This is a genomic window from Bacillus sp. FSL K6-1012 (genome assembly GCF_037964915.1).
Lineage (GTDB): Bacteria > Bacillota > Bacilli > Bacillales > Bacillaceae > Bacillus > Bacillus halotolerans.
In genome coordinates, this window is the sequence record NZ_CP150175.1 from 2,021,896 (window position 1) to 2,042,893 (window position 20,998).

Genomic DNA, 20,998 nt, shown 5'->3' on the forward strand with positions numbered 1-20,998 from the left:
ATCAATGATGCTTCCAGAACATTTAACACAGCTTAAACAAGACTTACTTGATGTATCAAAAATTGAAAAGCCGTCCTTAGACGCTCAACAAATTGAAGAGATGGATATTATCGTCTCTGAAGCGCTAGAATTTAATAAAGAGCTGGTATTGAAGCTTTTTAACAATGGATTCGTTGAAAATGTCACCGGCAGAGTCCATTACATTAATTTTGAACAACAAAAGCTTCACGTTAAAGACCAGAACGACAATACAGTCTATATCAACATGAATAACATCATAGGAGTTACATACAATGATTGATTACTCACAATTTCCACGTAAGAATATACTTTGTGTCGATATGAAATCCTTTTATGCTTCTGTATCGGCTGTAACAATGGGGCTTAACCCTTTAACATGTTATCTTGCTGTTGTAGGGAATACGGAGAGACAGGGAAGTGTAGTATTAGCTGCATCTCCTGCACTTAAAAAAGATTTTGGAATCAAAACAGGATCGAGACTTTTTGAGATACCTGAAGATCCAAGGATACACATTGTAAATCCACAAATGAAGCTTTTCATCAGAGTTTCAACTGAAATTACAAAGCTGTTTTACAGATTTGTTCCTGAGAAATGTGTCCATACGTATTCAATTGATGAATCTTTTTTAGATGCAGGAAAAGAAGATCCTGAAGAAATGGCCAAGGCAATCCAAAGCAGCATGTGGAGAGAATTTGGTCTGATGTGTACAGTAGGCATTGGAGATAATATGTTGCTCAGTAAGCTTGCACTTGACCTGGAGAGTAAGAAAACGAAAAGTGGCATTGCACGTTGGAGATATGAAGATGTGCCAAATAAACTCTGGAAGGTTCGCCCGTTGTCTAAAATGTGGGGGATAGGAGGGAGGATGGAAAGAAATCTGAATCGGATTGGAATATCAACTGTAGGTCAGTTAGCTAAATTTCCTTTAGAGCTGCTTGAAAAGAAGTTCGGAATAATGGGAAACCAGTTGTATTATCATGCTCATGGAATCGATTTATCAGAAATAGGAGCTCCGTTGATGCAGGGGCAGATTAGTTTCGGTAAGAGTCAGATTTTACTGAGGGATTATATAAGGAGAGAAGAGATTAAGGCTGTTCTTTTGGAAATTTGTGAGGAAGTCGCAAGGAGGGCACGCGCACATAATAAAGTTGGTCGAACGATCAGCCTTGGAATTGGATACAGTAAAGATGAGTTTGGTGGTGGATTTCATCGATCCAAAACAATTGATCTTCCCACAAATATCACGATGGACATATATAGATGTTGCTTGATGCTATTTGATAAGTTTTACTCGGGTAAAACAGTGAGAAGTATCTCAGTTACGTTATCAAATATTGAGGATGATGTTAATCAACAGTTGAGTTTATTTGAAGTGGATAATGAAAAGAGAAGGAAACTTGGGTTTGTAATGGATGGTATTAGAAGTAAATACGGATCGAAAGCGATTCTTAGAGCAGTTTCTTATACATCTGCTGGTACTGCGCTTCACAGAGCAGGGCTGACCGGTGGACATAAATCATAAAATAAAAGCCCACTCAAATGTTTGAGTAGGGCTAAATTAATTAATCAACCTTTTTTAACCTCCGACTGGCCTTTCAGCTACCTGGATGTTAGATGGTGAATCTGTACTCAATTGCGTTAAAGCTACTCCACTTAAAATCACAGCTAAAATAGATACGCAAAGCACAAGTTTTTTCATAAGATTCCCTCCACCTGATTCATTTTCTGTTCAGCCCAAATTTTCGCATTGAAAAAGCTCGTTGCTTCTTCAAAAGCACCTATTGATTCAAACCTTTTTGCAGCTATGTAGGACAATTCATCTACACTTTCAAGTTCATTTTGCTGTTTTAAAAACTCAATATTACTAATACAGTTATTGATATTATTTTTTAATTCCCCACAATAAAGGTTGTATAAGATGCTAATTTTGGCTTCGTATACTTTATTCTCCATTAATATGAGTCTTTCCTGTGCTTTATTGTAAAAATTAATGGCTTTCATTTTTTCGTCAATTTTAAAGAGTTCTTTAATCATCATGAATAAAGAATTTATATAATAAATAGAATTTAACCAAGATTCATTTCCTATTGCTTTTTCAAGATATTTAATGCATTTATCAGGTTTGTTCCAATCAGAATAAACGATACTGAGGTTGTGATATAATTGAGCTTTCAAAAATCCATCATTTGTTTCTTTTGCAATATCAATCGCTTCTAAATAATATTTTTCTGCTTCCTCAAATCGTTTCATATCAGCATAGTTTGCAGCTGCAATCATTGTTGATGTAGCTAGTTTGCATTTATAATCAGGGTGTCGCTTATATATTGATATTGCATTTTTTATATAGTGTTGTGCCACAATGCTTTGTTTAACAAGAGTGTATAAGTAAGAGACTTTAGAGTAAAATTCAGCTGCTTCAATTTCATCCGGAATTTCTGCAAGCTTTTTCTCAGCTAATCCATATAAGTTAATTGCTCGATCATAATTTTTGTTGTATGCCTCATACATTGCTTCAAATAAATAAAAGTTGTATTCTAATTTATCATTTGTTTTTTTAATGAAGTTTTGATTGTCTTCAGTGAAATAGGTGTGCTTTTGTAAAGGTTCTCCTCGTGAGATGCAACAACATTTTATGTCTTTCTTCTAATAGACTATAATACGCAAGAACTTCTTGATCTTCTTCCATTTCATCAAAAAGTTTCTTAATCTCTGAATAATATTTTATTGACTCATTAACCTTTTGCTTTTTTATAGCAATGTACCAGTCATTCAGTGTAGTAGCGACAACTTCTGAAGCGATCTTACTCATTCAAACCCCTCTTTCTGAAAATTTCAAAAATCTCTCGAAAACAATCATAACATAGTCATTGAAAAAATTGTAAAAGGATGTAAAGTTTTCTGCAATTTTTTCATTTGAAAATCGAAAAAAATACCCTCCTCAATTAAGAGAAGGGTAGGAGGTTTATCTCGGTGAATCATAATCCATTGCTTGGATTCACTATCAGAAATACCTTGAGTTGTAGGGTCAACAATAATACCCATTGCTGATAAAAAAGTTAGAAGGGCATTAAATTTCTCTGTTAAGTCGTCACCAAATACAGTCAAGTCGTACCCAAAAGCAGAGGCAATTGCTTGTACAAATAAAAGTGTCGCTGAGAAAATTGCAACAAGGAATGTTTTCTTTTTCAGTCTTACTTTCCAGTTAATTTTATTTGAGGCCAAAATGTATGAGTAACCATGCACCGATAATAGTTGCAATTACACTTGGCAGCACCTTGAATACAAGGTCTTTTGTAAATTGTGAGGGATCAATTTTACGAGTAGAATCAGAGCGTTCCAATATTTCAACTCGATTGTCTAGTTTTTCATATGATTTGCTTAGATTTTTTAAACTGTTACTCATTTCGTTAAGAGTACTGAACTGTTCTCTTGATTGTGCTTGAGAGTCTTTATTAATTTCGACTTGTTGCTCAACAAGCGTAGCTATACGACCGATAACATTTGTTCTTTCTTCAAGAGAGTCAATCTTGTTATTGGTGTGTTTTGCTTTTTCTTCTAGTGCACTTAATCTTGAAATGGTGCTTTGCTCAAAGTTATCCATTTGTCACCAACCTTTAATGAATATAGGAAGGTGACTTTACATCACCTCCTAAATTAAGAGGATATTCGCTGATATGAATAGAGCAGCAAATATCCTCCGAGATTATTGAATATAATTAAATTTTTGAACCGAATTGCCCTGAGATGTATCCACGTTTACCGTTATAAATAACTTCCCAGTAACCTTTTGAATTGTTTTTACCTTTAACTGAACCAGAAATTGAAATAGTGCTTCCAAGCTTAACTGTGCCAATATTTTTAGAACTATTTCGATCAGGTTTGTCCATTACGATTGCTGCGCTTGATACGCCGACAATTTTGATTTTTCCCACGGATTTAATAGATGAGGAGCTTGAAGAAGTTGATGTTGTTTTTGGGGTAGAGGAAGAGGTTTTAATTGTTCCTGTAACATCAACATATTTGTCAGAGGCAGTGATGTAATATGTAGCACCTTTAGAGTTCTTAACTTTATATTGATACGCAGATCCGACTTTAACTTTCTCAACAACTGTAGGAAATCCAATGCCTTTATTTACTGTGCCGACAACATCTTTATCTTCCCAAGATGGTTTTGAATAAAAGCGAAGACCGTCAACTTTTGATTTTAGTGAACCACTTGCTGCTGATGAAGAGGAAGGGGAGGAGGTTGTTGGTTTAGTTGGAGAAGCTTTTGAAACAGATTTGCCTGACATTTTTGCCTTTACTCGATTTTTAAAGTCTACAAATTTTTGGCTGTTAGATACCCATGGTGCAGGGCAATTCTTATGGGTGATGTCATAATGACGAACAATATCATCAATAGGATCTAAACCAAACTTATTACACAATTCAACGAACACATCCTCAGTTCTTTCAACTGTTTCCGAATGGAATGAACCGTCTTTTTCAAGGCACATCTCAACCCCAATAGATAAGAAGTTCGCATTTGGTTTCAGTGCAGCAACTCCTCGATAAGGATTTCCGGCACTATCTCTTTGCTGAATATCATTTGCATGATAAGCTACTTCATTTAACGGAATAATACAAATTGCTTCTGTCCTATCTACGAAAATGTGAGCTGATGCATAAACTTGCGCATTGCTGAAATATCTTCGGTGATTATCTGCACCGGCTCTCGGATTGGCTGTGTAATGAACAACTAACTTCTTAACACCATTTAACTTTAAACCAGGGCGAGTATATTTGTTTACTGGAATATAATTGTTTGTATAAGCTGACAAAAAACATCTCTCCTATAAATTAAAATTTGAACACAAAAAAGAGAGAAGGGGATTGACCCAATCTCTCATTTAGAAAACTTTCTATATTCGATTTAAATACATAAAACACATTGCTGTTTAAATTAATTCCGTAGTATAATTTTACCATCACGTCACGGAGGTAAGGGGAATGGACTTTGTAAGAGTAGAGGTTGAGCGAAGACGGATGACTCCAAAACGATGGATTCCTCGTTTGTTTATGTTTACTGTTGGTTTAGTGCTTTTTTTAATAAGTATTATCTTAATTATTTCTATAATCGGTATCCTGCCGGGATTGGGTCTGGGTTCACTCAGCGTCTTTCTTATCTTTGGAGCCTTTTTTGGAGGAGAGCGTCTAGAGTGTCCGCGATGTGAATTTAAAAACAATTTTGTAATGTACGGAAAACACAATGTTACTTGTCGTAAATGCAAGCAGAATATAGCGATAGATTGGAAGAAGCCTCGTTCTTAGCGGATGAGGTTTTATTTTATCTAGAACATAACCACCTCCTTAATATCGAAATACTAGTTGCATATTCGTTTCAGACTTAGATTAGTTACTTCTTGTTGACTAATATCTTCATTACTGTTTTGCGGGGTACTCTTTCTTAGTTCCAGTAAAGATTCAGTGAGAGTTTGTAGCTGTTAACAAAAAAGATAGAAGGTGGAACCTCCTATCTTTTTATCCTCCCTATTCTTACGAACTCGCCAATTAAAGAGCCAACAATGAAAATAGCCAGTGGAATCACAGTAAACTTGTTCCCCAGTACCCCCATGTAAACGAAATAGCAAGCACATAAAACAAGGAACAAAAGGATATATCTTTTTATTATCCTATTAATAACTGTTGTTTTTTCTTGTTGCATATTTTCACCTCGTTTTTATGGCCGACAACTTGCCGGAATTGGTCTGCTTCCAAAGAATTTAGCGCTGTCTGCTGTTCTTAAGACTTTCTTTCTTGACGAGTCTTCATAGAATTTTGTTCTATTGGCATAAGGTTATGCATTACATTTAAAGGCATAACGATACTGGAATACCGTATAATATGCAGTTGTTTGTGTACCTGCTAAAAATGATACAATACTTAGTATGACATTGTAAGGTGCTTTTTTGAGACTGCGGCGATTGCTGCGGTAGCAACACCAACTGAAACTCCCTTCAAATTGTATTTATAATTGTATTTACCCATGTATTTTCCACCTGGGGGAATCTTCATAGTTGATGCATTTGAGGGTGATAAAATTCCATCTTCTTGCTTGATCAGATTATCGATAAATTTGAATTAGGAGATTACAAATGCAAAAAATTGAAACCCACCGATTAATTTTAAGAAATTTTTGCGAGGCAGATTCTCAAGGCTTGTTGGAATATTCGGCTAATCCAAGAGTGAACTGCTTTCTTGATGACAGAATTTCTACGTTAGAAGAAGCTGTCTTAAGAGTGCAAAATAGAAGCAAAGATGACTCTTATATTGCAGTCTGCTTAAAAGATAGTGATGATATAATAGGAGAACTATTTTATTTTAAAGAAGAGCCAGATACCTATTCTATTTGTTGGAATTTCAATACTCAATTCGAAGGGATGGGATACGCAAGTGAAAGTGCGAAGGCTTTCTTAAAGTATCTCTTTATGCAAAAAGGAGCAAGAAGGCTTTATGCATATGTTGAAGATGATAACTATAGGTCTCAAAAATTATGTGAAAGATTAGGTATGCGTAAAGAAGGTTATTTTCTTGAATTTATTTCATTTACTAAATACGAGGATGGAACACCTAAATATGAAAACACTTTTCAATATGCATTGCTAAAAAAAGAATGGTTAAAACAACAGCCCAGTTAATAGAATTTAGGGGGAATAGTCTCTCTCTTTTCACCCTAAAGTTTATGAAGAAATATACTTAAATAAAACGGGGAGCTATAAGGAGACTTATACGAATTAAACACAATGTTAAAGTATTGTTGCTTTTCCGAGTAAGCATCCTCAATCTAAATAAAATAATGGTTATAAAACAAAAGTTTGCAAATTAGGGAGAGAACATGCTTAATGCAGGTTCTTTTTTTATTCAATTATTAAATCATTTGAATAATTGTCGATATTTAACATGTGTAAAGATGGAAAGGGTGCTCTAAGATTATAAAAAGCTCTGAAAGGATTGTGGTTATCGGTGGTAAATGTAAACTCAAGTGATCTTATTTATGATCCAAAATTCTTAGCATTTTGCAGTTTGGCTACTGAAGGGTATGGAGGGAATAATCCAACTCCTTCATCCATTAGTTTTAGTGAATTCTGTGAAAAACTTGAGAAAAATGAGGTAGTTGAACCCGAGAATAAAAAAAGCTCACTTGACATAAATAAGTCTTTAGATTATTGGAAATCTAGATTAAATGGTGGAGGTAGTCTTTCTGCAATGGATTTGAAGGTATTAGATATTATTAAAAAAGCTTACAACTTAGGTATGGTTAACAAAGATAACATGCTACTACGTAACGAAGCAATTAGTGCTTACAAGAACTCAATTTGAATATGAAAATAGCGCCCTTTTAATTATTGAATTTATTTTCTTGTATATGCTCCTCATGTTCTCTGATGCTGCTATGTCTTGTTTGAATAACAATTGCTATGACCGCAGATTAAGTTGGTGCATAAAAAGGAAGGGTATGAACCCTTTCCTTTTTATATTAGTATTATTGATAATAGCTAAAACAGTTTTTATGGCCAGTATCGTTGCGTGTTGCCATCTTCCCCCTCAAACACTCCTCATCAAACAGTTGTATTTGTATATGGAACTTTCCAAATAATCTGTTGATGAAAGTGTTGTTTCCTCTTCTTGAAAAATCCTTCTTTCTTTTCTGTTTTTAATTTAATAATTACTATACTATTTTTCCGCTTGACTTTTTTACTGTAGCCTTTTAAAGTATGGAATGTTGTTTAGACTATGTTTAACGACTTTGATACTGAAATTAAAGGTGGCTACTTAGATGAAACAAAATGGAAATCCTTGGGCGCTATTGCCACTAGTCTTATTTGTAGGCCTTTTTGTCGGCTCTGGTGTATTGACTGGAGATTTCTATAAATTGCCGATATTGATTGCGGCAATTATAGCATCAGCTTTCGCGCTTTCATTTAACCAGAAGCAATCTCTCAATCAGAAAATAGAATGGTTTGCTTCCGGGGCGGGACATCCTGATATTATTATGATGGTTATCATTTTTATATTAGCGGGTGCTTTTGCTTCTGCAGCTGAGACGATGGGAGCGGTACACTCAACCGTCAACCTTGCTTTGAGCATTATTCCGAAGCAGTTTATACTGCCAGGGCTATTTATCATTGCTTGTTTTATTTCTGTTTCGATGGGAACATCAATGGGGACGATTGCCGCAGTTGCTCCAATTAGCGCCGGTTTGAGCGGAGAACTTGGTTTGTCTACTGCAATCGCTATTGCAGCTGTTGTCGGCGGAGCTATGTTTGGAGATAATCTTTCTTTTATTTCGGACACCACCATCGCGGCAGTACGGTCACAAAAAACACAAATGATGGATAAATTTAAAACGAATTTTTTGATCGTTTTGCCTGCTGCTATCATAACTATCATTTTATTATTTTTTATACCGACAGGACACGTAGGACATACCGGAGCTGAATCTTACAGCTGGTTTAAAGTACTTCCTTATGTTGCCGTGTTAGTCTTTGCGTTAATTGGTTTTAATGTGGTGGCTGTCATTTTTGGAGGATTGATCTTAACAGGAATTATAGGGTTTGCAAGCGGCAGCTTGACGCTTGAGTCTTATTTTAAAGCAATTACGGATGGAATTGCCGGAATGTCTGATCTTATCATCCTTTCAATGTTAATTGGCGGAATGGTCGGCGTCATGAAACAAAACGGAGGGATTGACTTTTTGGTGGGATTCATTTCCAAAAGAATCCATTCGAAAAAAGGTGCTGAAGCCGGTATTGCCGGATTGGTCAGTGTTACTAACCTAGCTACTGCCAATAATACGATTGCTATTATTGCAGCCGGACCGATAGCCAAAAATATCTCTGATGAATTTAAAATCGACAATAGAAAGTCGGCAAGTATCTTAGATATCTTTTCCTGCGTGATACAAGGCTTAATTCCTTATGGCGCGCAGATGTTATCGGCCGGGAAATTTGGGAATATTTCACCTGTCAGCATCTTGCATTACTCTTTCTATCCTGTTTTAATCGGGATCTGCGGCATCATAGCAATTATATTCGGACTGCCAAAATTCACAAGAAATGAGAAATAAATATAAAAAAGGTACCAAACGGTACCTTTTTCTTTTTTAACCAAAATTCGTAAACACATATAGAAATGATGAAAAAGGAAGATAGAGAGTGTAATGAAAACAAGCTTTCACAAGGGTTTTAAAGCTCTTGTTATTTTTTATGTCTTCTAATTTTTAGAGGTTTATTTATTTGGAGACGTGTAGATTGTTTTAAGTAAGGATCATTCAAGGATATGGAATAGCATTACCAATATTTACATCGAATTCTTGTTCTTATTTATGTTGAATAAGGAACTTTTTTTCTATTGATATTGGATCAATAAAGGAGCGAGACAAATTGCTTCATTCGTTGTCTAAAATGTGGGGATAGGAGGGAGGATAGAAAGAAACCTGATCCGAATGGAGATATCGACTGTAGACCAGTTAGCCAAGTTTCCCTTAGAGCTGCTTGAAAAAAGTTCGGAATAAAGGGTAACAAGTTGTGCTACCATGATCACGGAAATTGATTTATCAGAAATTGGTGCTCCTTTGATGCAGAGGCAAATTAGTTTTGGTAAGAGTCAGATTTTTCTGAGGGAGTATACAAAGAGGGAAGAGATTAAAGCTGTTCTCTTGGAGATTTGCAAGAAGGGCACGTACACATAACAAAGTTGGTCGAACAATAAGCTTGGGGATTGGTTACAGTAAGGATGAGCTTGGGGGGAATTTCATCGATCCAAAACAATTGATCTTCCCACAAATATCACGATGGACTACAGATGCTGCTTGATGCTCTTTCATAAGTTTTACTCAGGTAAGACAGTGAGAAGTATCTCGGTTACGTTATCAAATATTGAAGATGAAGTTAATCAACAGTTGAGTTTATTTGAAGTGGATAATGAAAAGAGAAGAAAGCTTGGATTCGTTATGGATGGGATTAGAAGCAAATATGGCTCGAAAGCGATTCTGAGAGCAGTTTCTTATACACCTGCAGGAACTGCGCTTCACAGAGCTAGGCTTACTGGTGGGCATAAGTCATCACAAAAAGTGACTAAAAATATAATCGTTTTTTGTTATCATTTAGTTAAGAAACTAACTCATATAGTTTCACTATAGGGAACGCCAACAACTTCTCATTACGATCATAAGAGCCTGGCTATATTGAGGCTGCAGGCTCTTATCACATTTGGCATTATTTTTTTGTATAACGCACCCAGTCGTAATGAGCGTACAGCGGTGTTACACCATTGTAGGAACCGAGCCATTCATCTACACCCGTACCATTCCACAAGTTCATCATGATCTTTCCTGGTGTTGTCGGAATTTGGCTTGTCGCAGTATGTTTTAATTGCCCATCGACATACCATTTAATAGAGTTTGGCTGCCAATCGAACGCATACGTATGATTGGCATTTGCTGCATCAAATCCGAGATCCACAATCTTCTCATGGTTTCCTACACCATTTGTATAATAGTTAAATTGAACCTTTGTTGTGTCTTTTCCTAAAAATTCGATATCAATCTCATCCCAAGGAGTTCCATCCGTGGGACCTGTGTAGGTGAAGAACGATGAGACGATCCCTGCGTTTTTAGCTGGTTTCATTCTGACTTCATAAAGTCCATAGCCATATGTTTGAACAGAGCGGTTTTCCCCGCAGTCAAACTTGTTATAAGATGGACTTGTTAGCGCCAAACGCATTTCACCTAATGACGTCACTGATACGTTATTTGCACGCCAAGTGCAGTTGAACATATTTCCATTCGAATAACCATTTGCTTTTTGCCATAATCCGGTGTTATAGCTGTTAAAAGGGTCAAAAAACGATCCGCCGGTTTGAGCCGAGGCAGTAGAAGTGACTGCAGACAAACTCATAAACAATCCAGTGATAAAAAGCAACAACACTCGTTTCATACGATTAGACATGTTGGTATCCCCTTTCTTTGAAAGCGTTTTCTATATCGATCATACATGATTCTTTTAAAAGGGAACATCAGTCAAAATAATGATAATAACAATCTTCTTACTAGAATCATGTAAGTAAGAAGTATCTCAGTTATTCTGTCTAATATTGAAGATAACTCTAATCAGCAAATAAGCCTATTTGAAAGAAGAAAGCTCGGGTTTGTAATGGATGGGAAAGAAACAAATTTGAATCGAAAGCGATCCTGAGAGCAGTTTCTTACACACCTGCAGGAACTGCGCTTCAGAAAGCAGGTCTAACTGGTGGACATAAATCGTAAAAATAACCCCTTCAAAATTTGAAGGGGGAATGATACATATTTAAGAAGTATGACCTCTACTAGCAACTTCAAATGAATGTCCATCAGTGAAATAACCAATACTTGCTGTATGCCCTCTACGTGCTTCTTGGACATCTTTTTGAGTGTTAGTTAAATAAATGCTGACAAATCCAATTAAAACAATGGCTAAAATAAAGACAGATGCATGCTTAAGTTTCATAAAGACAATCCCCTCTCTGAATTTGTTTACGGGCATAAAGCACTTTCTCATAAAAAACATTAGCTACTTTATGGTCTTCTTTTTCATTATAATACTTCGCTGCATCTGAGGCTAAATCCTCCACGTCTGAAAGCATTGATTTCGATTCTAAATAATTTAGAATCGAATTTAATTTTTCTTTGTCGTCATCAACATGTAAGGCATTAATGAATTCAAACATTTTAGCCATAATTTCATCATTTAAATTCTTGGACAAAGACAGACCATGTGCACACCAAGAAATTGCTTCTGATTGATTCCTCATTTTAAATGTGGTTTTTGATAACATTAACAAGATATCTAATAAACGATTTGAATGCTCGTACCCGTTGTTTTGGTATACTAGTATACCTTCTTTAAAGTACTCAGCTGCCTTTTCATAAACTTCCTCAGCAAATGAACATAAGCCAAGGTTATATAGGGACGAACCGATTAAACGTGGCATGTCGATTTCTCTTGCTTTGTCTAGAGCTTCTTTAAAATGAGGAATCGCTTTTTCAGAATATTCCATATCTAAATAGTTAAGTCCAATAACAAACGAACATTGAATAACCCTTACAGTATAAGTTTCATGTGCTTTATAACTTTCTATTGCTTGAACAATATGATGCATCGACATATGTGTCTGCTTCATATGATAATAAATCTCTGCAACTTTGTAGTGGAATTCTGCTCGCTCTATCTCATCTGCGACAAGTGATAGCTTTTTCTCGGCTTGCTTATAGAAGCTTATGGCATTAAGATATTCGTACTGTTCAAATTCATACATACCCCGGAAAAAGTTAAAATAATATTCAAGAATTCCCTTCAAATCAGTTTGGTTACTTTCGATCTTTTCTAATAAGTCTGAAATTTTAGGGCGTTCTTCGTTCATTGTTTTGGGTTCAAGGTAATCCAGCATCAATTGGTGACGAAAACACATGAGAGAATAGTACAACAATAAATCTTGGTCTTCCTTCATATGCCTTATTTCTTCCTCGACCTCAGCTTGCAATATTTCCGAATCTGGGACACTAAACAATCTTATGTATTTATACCACTCATTTATTTTCACTCCGACTTTAGAAGAAGAGATCATTTGCTCCAAGACAAGCCCTCCTATATTAAATATGTAATATTTTATCATATTTAAATGAATAAGGAAGATTAATGTTATCTTAAAAACGAAAAAATACCCTCCTCAATTAAGAGAACGTAGGGGTTTATTGTGCAGATTCGTAATCCATTGCTTGTTCACTGTCAGAAATGACTTGAGTTGTGGGTCAACCACAATTCCCATTGCAGTTAAAAAAGTTAGAAGTGCATTAAATTTCTCTGTCAAATTGTCAACAAATACAATCAAGTCATATATCGTACACGAATAACATGCTTATCGTAAAAATTAAAAAAGAGTTTAAAAAGGCGATAAACATAAGGATATTTGCTAATTGGATTGGTGAATAGGGATTAAACGAACGTAAAACGTAAGACTTTAAACGAAATGGTTCGAATGGAGGTTAATTACAGATATTACTCCATCAGATTTAGAAACAAGAATTGTGATTCTGCGAAAAAAGGATCAGGCTATGGCGGAACAAGACCACTTATAATATAATTTTTAGGTATTTGTAATTAAATTACAAATATTCTTAATATTTGCTTGTGAATTCGTGATATTATATTGAAGGGGACGATCAAAAGCTTTGGGGCGTAGTAATTAAGGATGTTTTAAATAGATACGAGTGCTACCTCATGTCAAAGTCAGAAAAAATATTATAGGAGGTAACATATGTTTAAGTTTACAAAGAAATTCTTAGTTGGGTTAACGGCAGCTTTGATGAGTATTAGCTTGTTTTCGGCAAACGCCTCTGCAGCTAACACAGACTACTGGCAAAATTGGACTGATGGGGGCGGAACAGTAAACGCTGTCAATGGGTCTGGCGGGAATTACAGTGTGAATTGGTCTAATACCGGGAATTTCGTTGTTGGTAAAGGTTGGACTACAGGTTCGCCATTTAGGACGATAAACTATAATGCCGGAGTTTGGGCGCCGAATGGCAATGCATATTTGACTTTATATGGTTGGACGCGATCACCCCTCATAGAATATTATGTAGTGGATTCATGGGGTACTTATAGACCTACTGGAACGTATAAAGGTACGGTTTACAGTGATGGGGGTACATATGACGTGTACACAACTACACGTTATGATGCACCTTCCATTGATGGCGATAAAACTACTTTTACGCAGTACTGGAGTGTTCGCCAGTCGAAGAGACCAACTGGAAGCAACGCTACAATCACTTTCAGCAATCACGTTAACGCATGGAAGAGATATGGGATGAATCTGGGTAGTAATTGGTCTTACCAAGTCTTAGCGACAGAGGGATATCAAAGTAGTGGAAGTTCTAACGTAACAGTGTGGTAACAGATTATCTTTAATCAGGGGTAGCTAACGGGCTGCTGATCGTTCCTTGAGAAATTTTATAATCGTTGTTATTGTTAGTTTACTAAGAAGCGACGGCCTTTTAGTTGGAATCCCAATATATGGATCGAGTATGGTGAATGATTATTAAAATCGTTAGGAATGGTTAAAGGTCGTTTTCTACTAGGTGAATGGCCTTGGCATTGCTGGAGGTAGGGTATTCTCCATCAGGTTTTATAACTTTCCCTATAACTTTCCCTATAAGTTTACTGGAATAGTATTAAAATGAGAATGTTATCAATTTTTTGTTTAATAGCGATATTTTTTGTAGTCTACGCTTGCTCACAAGAGACACCTTCATTAAATTAAATTTATCAGATAAAGATTTATACATATCGTTGATTAATTTCGAATTGCTTAGAGACAAAAATGAACAATATGCCAATGTTCTTTAGGAGCTGTAAAAAGATGATCCTTATTTGTTTATTTAGGCTTTAAAAGAAGGATATGCCGTTAATCAACCAATTGAATTTGATGAGGCCATTGTACGTTTCGTTAATGGAGAAGAACTGGCTATTGTCCATAAAACAACCGGCAAGAGGTTCAATGATTGTGAAAATGAAGAATTTTCCTGATGGATTTACTTTACAGACAATGGATATGTGGTTGTGGAGTGAAATTGTTGAATGCACACAGCTCTTAGTTTTTGATCAGTTAGAAGCTTATTTTAAGAAAGAGTCAGCAACTTCAGAAGATATAGTTTGAAAATCCGGATAACTCTGAAATGTCGTTATATGTTCATATATTAAGAAAGTAAGCGTACCGGCAACTGAAGCTAGGACGCTTTTTTTGTGATGGCACCTCAATAAAACAACAATTTTAATCAGAAGGGAAGTGGGATATACAGGAATTTGAAACAATAACAGTTATAGAACGTATAGTGACTGTAGGGGTTATATTGCTTCATATGAATGTTGTGAAAGGAGTATCCATATGCAATTTCATCATACCCAAAGCGGAAAACAAAACAATCATCCAAAATGGTTGGTAACTATCTTGCTAAGTTGGGGAACATTCGTATTTGCTTTGTTTTTTGCTACTTTAATCGGTTCAATAGCCCACCAAGCAGGAGCTTCTAAACTCTTACAGCAAGGTATACAATCAGGCTTAGTAACATTAATTACTGTTCCATTACTCTACTTTCTTCTCAAACGGACGTCTAGTAGGCCATTTTGCTCTATCGGACTGTCTGGGTGGAGGCAAGCCGTTCCGAAAGCCATTATGGGTGCAATGTACGTCATTATTCTTTCCGGATCTGGATTCACAATCGCCCATTTATTGGACTGGGTCAAAATTTCACAATTTCATTTCTCTATCCATTTAGTTTCAGTATTGCTCTTAAATATGATTATCGCTTTCTATTATGAAGCTTTTCCAGAGGAATTAACTTTTCGTGGGGCGGTGTACTATGCTCTAAACAGGCGATTTAACTGTTTCATGGCCTTGCTCCTGCAGCCGATTCTGTTTGTGCTTGCACCAATAGCTGTAAGTGGTTTGCAGTATATAGCTGGAATTAAGTCACCTGCTATCACATTAGATTACATCGTTTTATTGTTGTCTTTTGGATTCATCCTTCAACTCCTGCATATTGTAACAGGAAGCTTATGGACGTCAATCGCTTTTCATCTAGCCTTTCTCGAACATTCTCGGTTCTTCGTCCTGCAGGGGGAGGAACGCTTTATTACCTATGAAGAAATTGTTCCGGGAACAGGTGCGTTGTTTGTGGTCTTTTTTATGTTGCTTATTGTCGGTACTCTGCTATTAATACCTGTTGCAATAACTCGCCGAAATGCTATTCAATGGTTTAAGAATAAGAAAGATACCCAAGATGTTTGATATCTGAATAAAACAGCAGTTTTAATGAGACATAAATCTCTTGGCACAAAGGGAATAGTGCGGAGGGATTGCCATGAAAATCTTAAACTTTAAATTTGATAATTCTTTCTTTTGAAGTACATGCAGCGTTTATGCTAATGTGGCTTTTCCAACTGATTAAGATATTCAGATGGATATGCTCATGATGAGTAAAGCGATACTCAAGACAGCTGGCTACACAAATTTCTTCATCCGATATACATACTTTATAGATAGAGATCACAATTCAGTTTATTGTTCTTGTCACTTTGAAGAAACAAAGTAAATCTATTTGTAAAGTTCGGACGTGACGGAGCTTTAGTCTAGTCTAGATTTAATTCAGGAAGTAGGTATGTCAATTTTAACAATAATTGAGATCATCATAGTGATGCTTACATTGTGAAAGGGGATTTAAACATGCAAGTTTTAAGGATCATATTTGTTCATGTCTTGTCTGCATTATCAGCTGCTGTTGTTTATGTTTTTGGCATTGATTATGATGGCTACATTCCATACTTCTTAATAAGTGTTATTCTGTTTATCTTTTATGTAATCTTTGCTGCACCTGTTCAATATTTCGTAAATCGCAATCCAAAGAGGTTTAACCCGAAATATTTACTCATATACATATTCTTTTCCTTCTTAGTATGGTTATTCTTCGCTGTAATTACTGATCCAAAGAACACCTTAGACTTTCTAATGGAATACGAAGTTTCCTTATTTAGTATATCATTTGCTGTAATCTTTTGGATCTGGGACTCTGTTTTTCTGCAAAACGAGAAAATGGCAGCAACTAAGTAGCTTAAGTATTCATAATACTTCTTCTTAATCAATCGAGAAATAACACCTAAAATTTCTACCTGGTATTGTGATCCTCTTTCTAAAATTGCAAACGATAGGGGGATAAGTGTGTAAAACTGAATCCCTCTTATTATAGGGTCTTAAATCAGCATAAAAAGAGGGATTGACCTCGCATTTGCAAAAAAATGATAGAAAAAATCTACACGTACATTACTGGAGTTGATATCTTAAAAATCTCGCCATCTCTTATATAAAAACGGGGGATGCGGCGGCTTAATGTAGACACCACTTCATAGTTAATCGTATTAAGCATTTCAGCAACTTCATCAACGGGAATCTCAGCTCCCTTTTGGTGACCGTAAATCACAACTTCCTCTCCTTGTTTGCCTTCACTCTCTCCTAAACTAACCATGATCATATCCATTGTCACTCTTCCCGCCACCGGCACTCGTTTTCCGCGATGAAGAACAAACCCGCGATTGGAAAGCGCGCGAGAATAACCGTCAGCATATCCGATCGGGAGTGTAGCAATGACTTCACCGGGATTTGCGATGTATGTAGCACCATAACTAATGGTGCGGGGTTCTGTCAGCATGGTTTTCACATAAGCGATACGCGCCTTTAAACTTAATGCAGGTTCAAGCTTAACGAGATGTAGTTGTTTTATATATGCTGAAGGATATAATCCATATAAGCCTATACCTAAACGAATCATATCAGCGCTGAATTCCGGAAAAGCGATAGTCGCAGCCGTGTTGCTCATATGCACGGTGGGCAGCTCAATGTCTTGGTTTTTTAAAAAACGGAGAAAACGGAGAAATTGATCGTGCTGCAGTCTGGTTAGAGTGGTGTCTTCTTCATCGGCTGTTGAAAAATGTGTAAAGATACCTTCCCATCTTAGGAGTTTACTTGCTGTTAATGCCTTCACTACTGCTAAAAGTTCTTCTTTTGTACGTACACCTAATCGGCCCATACCAGTATCCACATTAATATGAATACCCAATCGGTTAGTGCTCGCTTCACTTTCCAATATATCGTTAGCTTTTTTAATCCAATCAACCTGAAATGCTGATAACTCTATATTCCAAGCTGCTGATTTTTTCACACAACTAAGGGATGTAAAACCAAGCACAAGGATAGGCGCTGTAATTCCCGCTTTTCGTAAAACGATTCCTTCCTCCACGCTGGCAACAGCGAGCTCAATAGCCCCGTGTTCCAGTGCATGGCGCGCCACTTCTACAGACCCATGACCATAACCGTTCGCTTTTACGACAGCCATAATTTTGGTCTTTTTTGGTATATGATGGCGTATTGCTCGCAAATTTTTTTTAATGGCATCAAGATTTACTTCGATCCAAACTTCTCGGCAGAGCTTTGTCATCGACGCTTCCTTCCTTCTTATAGAATAGTGTAAAGCGCATTTAGCCGTTAATAAATCCTGTAACATTGATGGTTGGATGCTTTCAATCTGATTTTATTCAACCTTAACTGAAATCATTCAACAGCAAACTCTTGATCTAACGAGAAGATGCTAACCGATGGCCGAAGTCGACAGTACTTTCATTTTTTTATATTAGCTGATTAGTTCAATTTTGATTTTCTTCACTTAGGTGAGGATTGATACGGTGACCGAGGATCAGATAGTACATCTAAACAAAAATAGCCTGCCTATGGCTGTAACTTCATTTACTGATTTAATTCAACGATTGCTTGACAACATTGGTATTGGTTAAGGCATGATTTCATAACACTAGGCGTTGTGGATGCTGAAGTAGACATTGATTACTCACTTAAGTCAAAGCTCTATTAGCGAGGGCTCACGTTGTGCTCAAACAAAGACCAGACGCTTAAGAACGATATGATAAGACGAGATACATCAAAGGATAAAGTCCTGTTCATACTAATTGTCGGGAGGTATGCCGACTTATGATACATATTTGGATCACTGGCCTTTTATTATTGGCTCAGCCCAGCGAGCCATCTGACAGTTTAGCGATCACACAACAAGGACGGACGATTGCTACTGTTCACCGCGAAGATTTTACGATGCCTCTTCCCGGTACCCCAATGATTGATCATGAAAAATACCGTAAGTTTATCAAACGGCTTGATCAACAAATTTACCGGGAGCCCATAAACGCCAAGCTTAACGATCAAGGAATCATCATCCCGGGGAAAATGGGTTACAGACTTTATCAACAAGCGTTTAAGGAGAAATTTTATGCCTATTTCTTTGGTCATGGCCCATACAAAATAGAAGTGCCGGAATTGAACATTTATCCGAAAGTTGACAGCGAGTTGCTTGCTCACATCAGTACGCAGCAATTAGGCCAGTATGTAACTTATTTTAATTCAAGCAATAAAAGCCGTTCACACAATATTTCTCTTTCTGCAAAAGCAATTGACAATCATGTTGTTTTTCCAAATGAGACGTTTTCATTTAACCAAGTTGTTGGGATGAGAACTCAGGACAAAGGATACATGCGTGCACCTATTATCGTGAAAGGTGAGTTGTCTGAAGGTGTAGGCGGGGGAATTTGTCAGGTGTCATCAACATTATTTAATGCTGTCGATCGTGCAGGGCTGCAAATCGTTCAGCGCTATTCTCATACAAGAAGCGTACCATATGTGCCGTCCGGACGTGATGCAACCGTAAGCTGGGGAGGCCCTGACTTTCGCTTTCATAATCAATATAACCAACCGGTCCTAATCCGGGCCAAACGATATGAGGGAAGTATGATTGTTACACTTTATTCCTCTGATGTCATCAATATCAAACTGCGAAAAGTTCCCAAAGCGCCATCACAGCTACCAAAAGAAATAAATGCCGAGCGATAAATCATAAGCTATTCATTCACCTTATGCAACCTGACGACTTCTTTTATGGGAGGGTGAGTTAGAGAGACATAAGGTTAAGTCCAAATGCTGAGTTCTCTAAACGAAAGCTGATTTTGATTAAATCTTTACTTCCTGGTCGAAATCTTACTGAAATAGCCATCTATTTTTCCGGCAGCTATTTATAAAGAAAAAAGCAACAATTCAAACGTTGCTTTTTCCACTTTATCTTATTCAGAATGTTGTACGCTAATTCCTTACTATGTGGGATCCGACTTTTATTAAAGAAGATTCTTAACGATATAAAAATGGACTAGTATCTATCCTGGTGGAATTTTTCCCCTTAACTTGTTTTAACGTCGCTACTATAAGAAAGCTGACAATCACTAACAAGAGCCATGAACTCACTTTTCCTAGATGAACGAGACTCCATGTATCGGTTTGGTTTGGGTATTCCCAAGCCCCAAAAAACGTTGCGATATTTTCGGCTATCCATATAAAGAATCCGATGAGCATAAATGAAAGGGCGAGCGGCATACGGTAACGAGTCCCATTCACCTCGTATGTAACCCATGATTGCCAAAAGACGATCAAGACAAGTCCAGATAACCAAAAGCGGACGTCAATCCAAAAATGGTGGATGAAAAAATTCAAATAAATCGCAGCGGCGAGAGGTACAACGGCCCAAAATGGCGGCCACTTAACCAGTTCAACCTTAAGCCTCCTCCATGCCTGGCAAAGATAACTGGCTACACTTGCGTACATGAAGCCGCTATACAAAGGCACTCCAAAAATTTTGGAATACCCCTCCTCCGGATAAGACCAAGAGCCCATATGTACCTTGAAAAGTTCAAGAGCAAGTCCAATAAGGTGGAACATTGTGATCACCTTTAGTTCATCACGTGTTTCAAGCCCTGAATACACCATCCACCATTGCATGAGCAGGCAGATGATGAGCAGCCAGTCATACCGTGGCAGAAGGGGAAGCGGTATGATTTGTGTAATTGCCAAAGAGGCAAAAATAACGACAGGAAACAGACATGATAGGGCCTGCTCCCAGCCAAAACAAACGAGCTGTTTAAATGCTTTCATGAATTTTTGCCTCCAAAGGTTTTTTTGATTAAATGGAAGGCCTGTTTAGTATAGTACTAAATAGACATAGGGTTATGTGCATAGAATCACCGCCGAGCAACTATCTTTTCCTTTCATGATTATTCCTGCTTTATTAAGCCTGGGTGTCATCATCACTTCGGTATTCCAAAATATCTCCGGGTTGACATTCTAAAGCCTTACAAATCGCCTCTAAAGTTGATAATCGAATGGCCTTTGCCTTTCCATTTTTCAATATAGAAAGATTAGCCATCGTGATTCCAACCTTCTCAGACAGTTCCGTTACGCTCATTTTCCTTTTAGCCAGCATCACATCAATATTGATTATAATTGCCATTGTTTTCA

19 protein-coding genes and 6 pseudogenes are annotated in these 20,998 nt (G+C 36.9%); 14 read left to right on the forward strand and 11 right to left on the reverse strand.

All coding sequences use genetic code 11. The annotated features are described in order from the left end of the window. Positions 1-7: 7 nt before the first annotated feature. Together NSS75_RS10315 and NSS75_RS10320 are read left to right on the forward strand one after the other, a co-directional pair. The gene (locus NSS75_RS10315) at positions 8-301 is read left to right on the forward strand and encodes a YolD-like family protein (RefSeq protein ID WP_081720806.1); all 294 of its coding nucleotides are present in this window, start codon (positions 8-10) and stop codon (positions 299-301) included. Further along, positions 294-1,544, forward strand: coding sequence for a UV damage repair protein UvrX (locus NSS75_RS10320; RefSeq protein ID WP_101861266.1), 1,251 nt, complete (start codon positions 294-296; stop codon positions 1,542-1,544). Before NSS75_RS10315 ends, NSS75_RS10320 begins: the two co-directional genes overlap by 8 nt. Before the next feature lie 54 nt (positions 1,545-1,598). Here the strand turns inward: NSS75_RS10320 and phrK are convergent, their stop codons facing one another. The 5 genes and pseudogenes from phrK to blyA all read right to left on the reverse strand — a co-directional run bounded on the left by phrK (position 1,599) and on the right by blyA (position 4,842). Beyond that, entirely contained in the window at positions 1,599-1,721 is a 123-nt protein-coding gene (phrK, locus tag NSS75_RS10325) for a phosphatase RapK inhibitor PhrK (protein WP_004399440.1), read from the reverse strand. Continuing rightward, a pseudogene (gene rapK, locus NSS75_RS10330) lies at positions 1,718-2,831 on the reverse strand (response regulator aspartate phosphatase RapK). The gene phrK and the pseudogene rapK overlap by 4 nt, the downstream one beginning before the upstream one ends. A gap of 153 nt (positions 2,832-2,984) precedes the next feature. Then, positions 2,985-3,244: pseudogene (locus tag NSS75_RS10335) on the reverse strand (phage holin). Then, entirely contained in the window at positions 3,231-3,623 is a 393-nt protein-coding gene (locus tag NSS75_RS10340) for a hypothetical protein (RefSeq protein ID WP_017696898.1), read from the reverse strand. Before NSS75_RS10340 ends, NSS75_RS10335 begins: the two are co-directional and overlap by 14 nt. Before the next feature lie 115 nt (positions 3,624-3,738). Continuing rightward, a complete protein-coding gene (blyA, locus tag NSS75_RS10345; RefSeq protein WP_339237424.1) occupies positions 3,739-4,842 on the reverse strand; it encodes an N-acetylmuramoyl-L-alanine amidase BlyA in 1,104 nt (367 codons plus the stop codon). Between the two features lie 169 nt (positions 4,843-5,011). Between blyA and NSS75_RS10350 the strand changes: the two genes are divergently transcribed. From NSS75_RS10350 to NSS75_RS10370, 5 genes and pseudogenes are all read left to right on the forward strand, one after another. Beyond that, positions 5,012-5,332, forward strand: coding sequence for a hypothetical protein (locus tag NSS75_RS10350; RefSeq protein WP_024121532.1), 321 nt, complete (start codon positions 5,012-5,014; stop codon positions 5,330-5,332). An 824-nt stretch (positions 5,333-6,156) separates the two neighbouring features. Beyond that, positions 6,157-6,699, forward strand: coding sequence for a GNAT family N-acetyltransferase (locus NSS75_RS10355; protein WP_024121535.1), 543 nt, complete (start codon positions 6,157-6,159; stop codon positions 6,697-6,699). A gap of 325 nt (positions 6,700-7,024) precedes the next feature. After that, positions 7,025-7,381: a hypothetical protein gene (locus NSS75_RS10360; RefSeq protein WP_024121536.1), complete on the forward strand. Its 357-nt coding sequence runs from the start codon at positions 7,025-7,027 to the stop codon at positions 7,379-7,381. A gap of 457 nt (positions 7,382-7,838) precedes the next feature. Further along, positions 7,839-9,128 carry a Na+/H+ antiporter NhaC family protein gene (locus tag NSS75_RS10365; RefSeq protein ID WP_101861271.1) on the forward strand — a complete coding sequence of 430 codons (1,290 nt, stop codon included), beginning with the start codon at positions 7,839-7,841 and terminating at the stop codon, positions 9,126-9,128. Positions 9,129-9,470: 342 nt separating this feature from the next. Next, positions 9,471-10,124: pseudogene (locus NSS75_RS10370) on the forward strand (UV damage repair protein UvrX); the annotation flags it as partial. A 154-nt stretch (positions 10,125-10,278) separates the two neighbouring features. Here the strand turns inward: NSS75_RS10370 and NSS75_RS10375 are convergent. Continuing rightward, positions 10,279-11,010, reverse strand: coding sequence for a glycoside hydrolase family 16 protein (locus NSS75_RS10375; protein WP_339237428.1), 732 nt, complete (start codon positions 11,008-11,010; stop codon positions 10,279-10,281). Positions 11,011-11,124: 114 nt separating this feature from the next. On the opposite strand from NSS75_RS10375, the pseudogene NSS75_RS10380 reads away from it, so the two are divergent. After that, positions 11,125-11,327, forward strand: a pseudogene (locus NSS75_RS10380) (UV damage repair protein UvrX); the annotation flags it as partial. Between the two features lie 40 nt (positions 11,328-11,367). Here NSS75_RS10380 and NSS75_RS10385 read toward each other — a convergent pair. Continuing rightward, complete coding sequence (locus NSS75_RS10385) at positions 11,368-11,547, reverse strand: hypothetical protein (RefSeq protein WP_024121541.1); 180 nt, start codon at positions 11,545-11,547, stop codon at positions 11,368-11,370. Next, positions 11,537-12,673 carry an aspartate phosphatase gene (locus NSS75_RS10390; RefSeq protein WP_339237431.1) on the reverse strand — a complete coding sequence of 379 codons (1,137 nt, stop codon included), beginning with the start codon at positions 12,671-12,673 and terminating at the stop codon, positions 11,537-11,539. The genes NSS75_RS10385 and NSS75_RS10390 overlap by 11 nt, the downstream gene beginning before the upstream one ends. A 379-nt stretch (positions 12,674-13,052) precedes the next feature. Between NSS75_RS10390 and NSS75_RS10395 the strand changes: the two are divergent. From NSS75_RS10395 to NSS75_RS10415, 5 genes and pseudogenes are all read left to right on the forward strand, one after another. Further along, positions 13,053-13,142: pseudogene (locus NSS75_RS10395) on the forward strand (hypothetical protein); the annotation flags it as partial. Between the two features lie 212 nt (positions 13,143-13,354). Further along, complete coding sequence (locus tag NSS75_RS10400; protein WP_095713905.1) at positions 13,355-13,996, forward strand: glycoside hydrolase family 11 protein; 642 nt, start codon at positions 13,355-13,357, stop codon at positions 13,994-13,996. A 317-nt stretch (positions 13,997-14,313) separates the two neighbouring features. Next, positions 14,314-14,677, forward strand: a pseudogene (locus tag NSS75_RS10405) (hypothetical protein); the annotation flags it as partial. A gap of 309 nt (positions 14,678-14,986) precedes the next feature. After that, a complete protein-coding gene (locus NSS75_RS10410; RefSeq protein ID WP_095713906.1) occupies positions 14,987-15,889 on the forward strand; it encodes a CPBP family intramembrane glutamic endopeptidase in 903 nt (300 codons plus the stop codon). Between the two features lie 435 nt (positions 15,890-16,324). Further along, positions 16,325-16,708, forward strand: a complete 384-nt coding sequence (locus NSS75_RS10415) for a UPF0715 family protein (RefSeq protein ID WP_216394452.1) — start codon at positions 16,325-16,327, stop codon at positions 16,706-16,708. Between the two features lie 199 nt (positions 16,709-16,907). On the opposite strand, the gene alr is transcribed toward NSS75_RS10415, so the two are convergent. Continuing rightward, positions 16,908-18,089 carry an alanine racemase gene (gene alr, locus NSS75_RS10420; protein WP_339237438.1) on the reverse strand — a complete coding sequence of 394 codons (1,182 nt, stop codon included), beginning with the start codon at positions 18,087-18,089 and terminating at the stop codon, positions 16,908-16,910. Positions 18,090-18,634: 545 nt separating this feature from the next. On the opposite strand from alr, the gene NSS75_RS10425 reads away from it, so the two are divergent. Next, a complete protein-coding gene (locus NSS75_RS10425) occupies positions 18,635-19,546 on the forward strand; it encodes a VanW family protein (protein ID WP_268544036.1) in 912 nt (303 codons plus the stop codon). Positions 19,547-19,837: 291 nt separating this feature from the next. Here NSS75_RS10425 and NSS75_RS10430 read toward each other — a convergent pair whose 3' ends face one another. Both NSS75_RS10430 and NSS75_RS10435 read right to left on the reverse strand, forming a co-directional pair. Continuing rightward, the gene (locus NSS75_RS10430; protein WP_101861277.1) at positions 19,838-20,635 is read right to left on the reverse strand and encodes a DUF817 domain-containing protein; all 798 of its coding nucleotides are present in this window, start codon (positions 20,633-20,635) and stop codon (positions 19,838-19,840) included. A 133-nt stretch (positions 20,636-20,768) separates the two neighbouring features. After that, the gene (locus NSS75_RS10435; RefSeq protein WP_101861278.1) at positions 20,769-20,990 is read right to left on the reverse strand and encodes a helix-turn-helix transcriptional regulator; all 222 of its coding nucleotides are present in this window, start codon (positions 20,988-20,990) and stop codon (positions 20,769-20,771) included. Positions 20,991-20,998 lie beyond the last annotated feature (8 nt).

What these genes read in the sequence shown, in the direction of transcription:
- NSS75_RS10315 (WP_081720806.1), top strand. Translation starts at nt 8, where the DNA reads ATGCTTCCAGAACATTTAACACAGCTTAAACAAGACTTACTTGATGTA.
- NSS75_RS10320 (WP_101861266.1), top strand. Translation starts at nt 294, where the DNA reads ATGATTGATTACTCACAATTTCCACGTAAGAATATACTTTGTGTCGAT.
- phrK (WP_004399440.1), bottom strand. Translation starts at nt 1,721, where the DNA reads ATGAAAAAACTTGTGCTTTGCGTATCTATTTTAGCTGTGATTTTAAGT.
- NSS75_RS10340 (WP_017696898.1), bottom strand. Translation starts at nt 3,623, where the DNA reads ATGGATAACTTTGAGCAAAGCACCATTTCAAGATTAAGTGCACTAGAA.
- NSS75_RS10350 (WP_024121532.1), top strand. Translation starts at nt 5,012, where the DNA reads ATGGACTTTGTAAGAGTAGAGGTTGAGCGAAGACGGATGACTCCAAAA.
- NSS75_RS10355 (WP_024121535.1), top strand. Translation starts at nt 6,157, where the DNA reads ATGCAAAAAATTGAAACCCACCGATTAATTTTAAGAAATTTTTGCGAG.
- NSS75_RS10365 (WP_101861271.1), top strand. Translation starts at nt 7,839, where the DNA reads ATGAAACAAAATGGAAATCCTTGGGCGCTATTGCCACTAGTCTTATTT.
- NSS75_RS10375 (WP_339237428.1), bottom strand. Translation starts at nt 11,010, where the DNA reads ATGTCTAATCGTATGAAACGAGTGTTGTTGCTTTTTATCACTGGATTG.
- NSS75_RS10385 (WP_024121541.1), bottom strand. Translation starts at nt 11,547, where the DNA reads ATGAAACTTAAGCATGCATCTGTCTTTATTTTAGCCATTGTTTTAATT.
- NSS75_RS10400 (WP_095713905.1), top strand. Translation starts at nt 13,355, where the DNA reads ATGTTTAAGTTTACAAAGAAATTCTTAGTTGGGTTAACGGCAGCTTTG.
- NSS75_RS10410 (WP_095713906.1), top strand. Translation starts at nt 14,987, where the DNA reads ATGCAATTTCATCATACCCAAAGCGGAAAACAAAACAATCATCCAAAA.
- NSS75_RS10415 (WP_216394452.1), top strand. Translation starts at nt 16,325, where the DNA reads ATGCAAGTTTTAAGGATCATATTTGTTCATGTCTTGTCTGCATTATCA.
- alr (WP_339237438.1), bottom strand. Translation starts at nt 18,089, where the DNA reads ATGACAAAGCTCTGCCGAGAAGTTTGGATCGAAGTAAATCTTGATGCC.
- NSS75_RS10425 (WP_268544036.1), top strand. Translation starts at nt 18,635, where the DNA reads ATGATACATATTTGGATCACTGGCCTTTTATTATTGGCTCAGCCCAGC.
- NSS75_RS10430 (WP_101861277.1), bottom strand. Translation starts at nt 20,635, where the DNA reads ATGAAAGCATTTAAACAGCTCGTTTGTTTTGGCTGGGAGCAGGCCCTA.
- NSS75_RS10435 (WP_101861278.1), bottom strand. Translation starts at nt 20,990, where the DNA reads ATGGCAATTATAATCAATATTGATGTGATGCTGGCTAAAAGGAAAATG.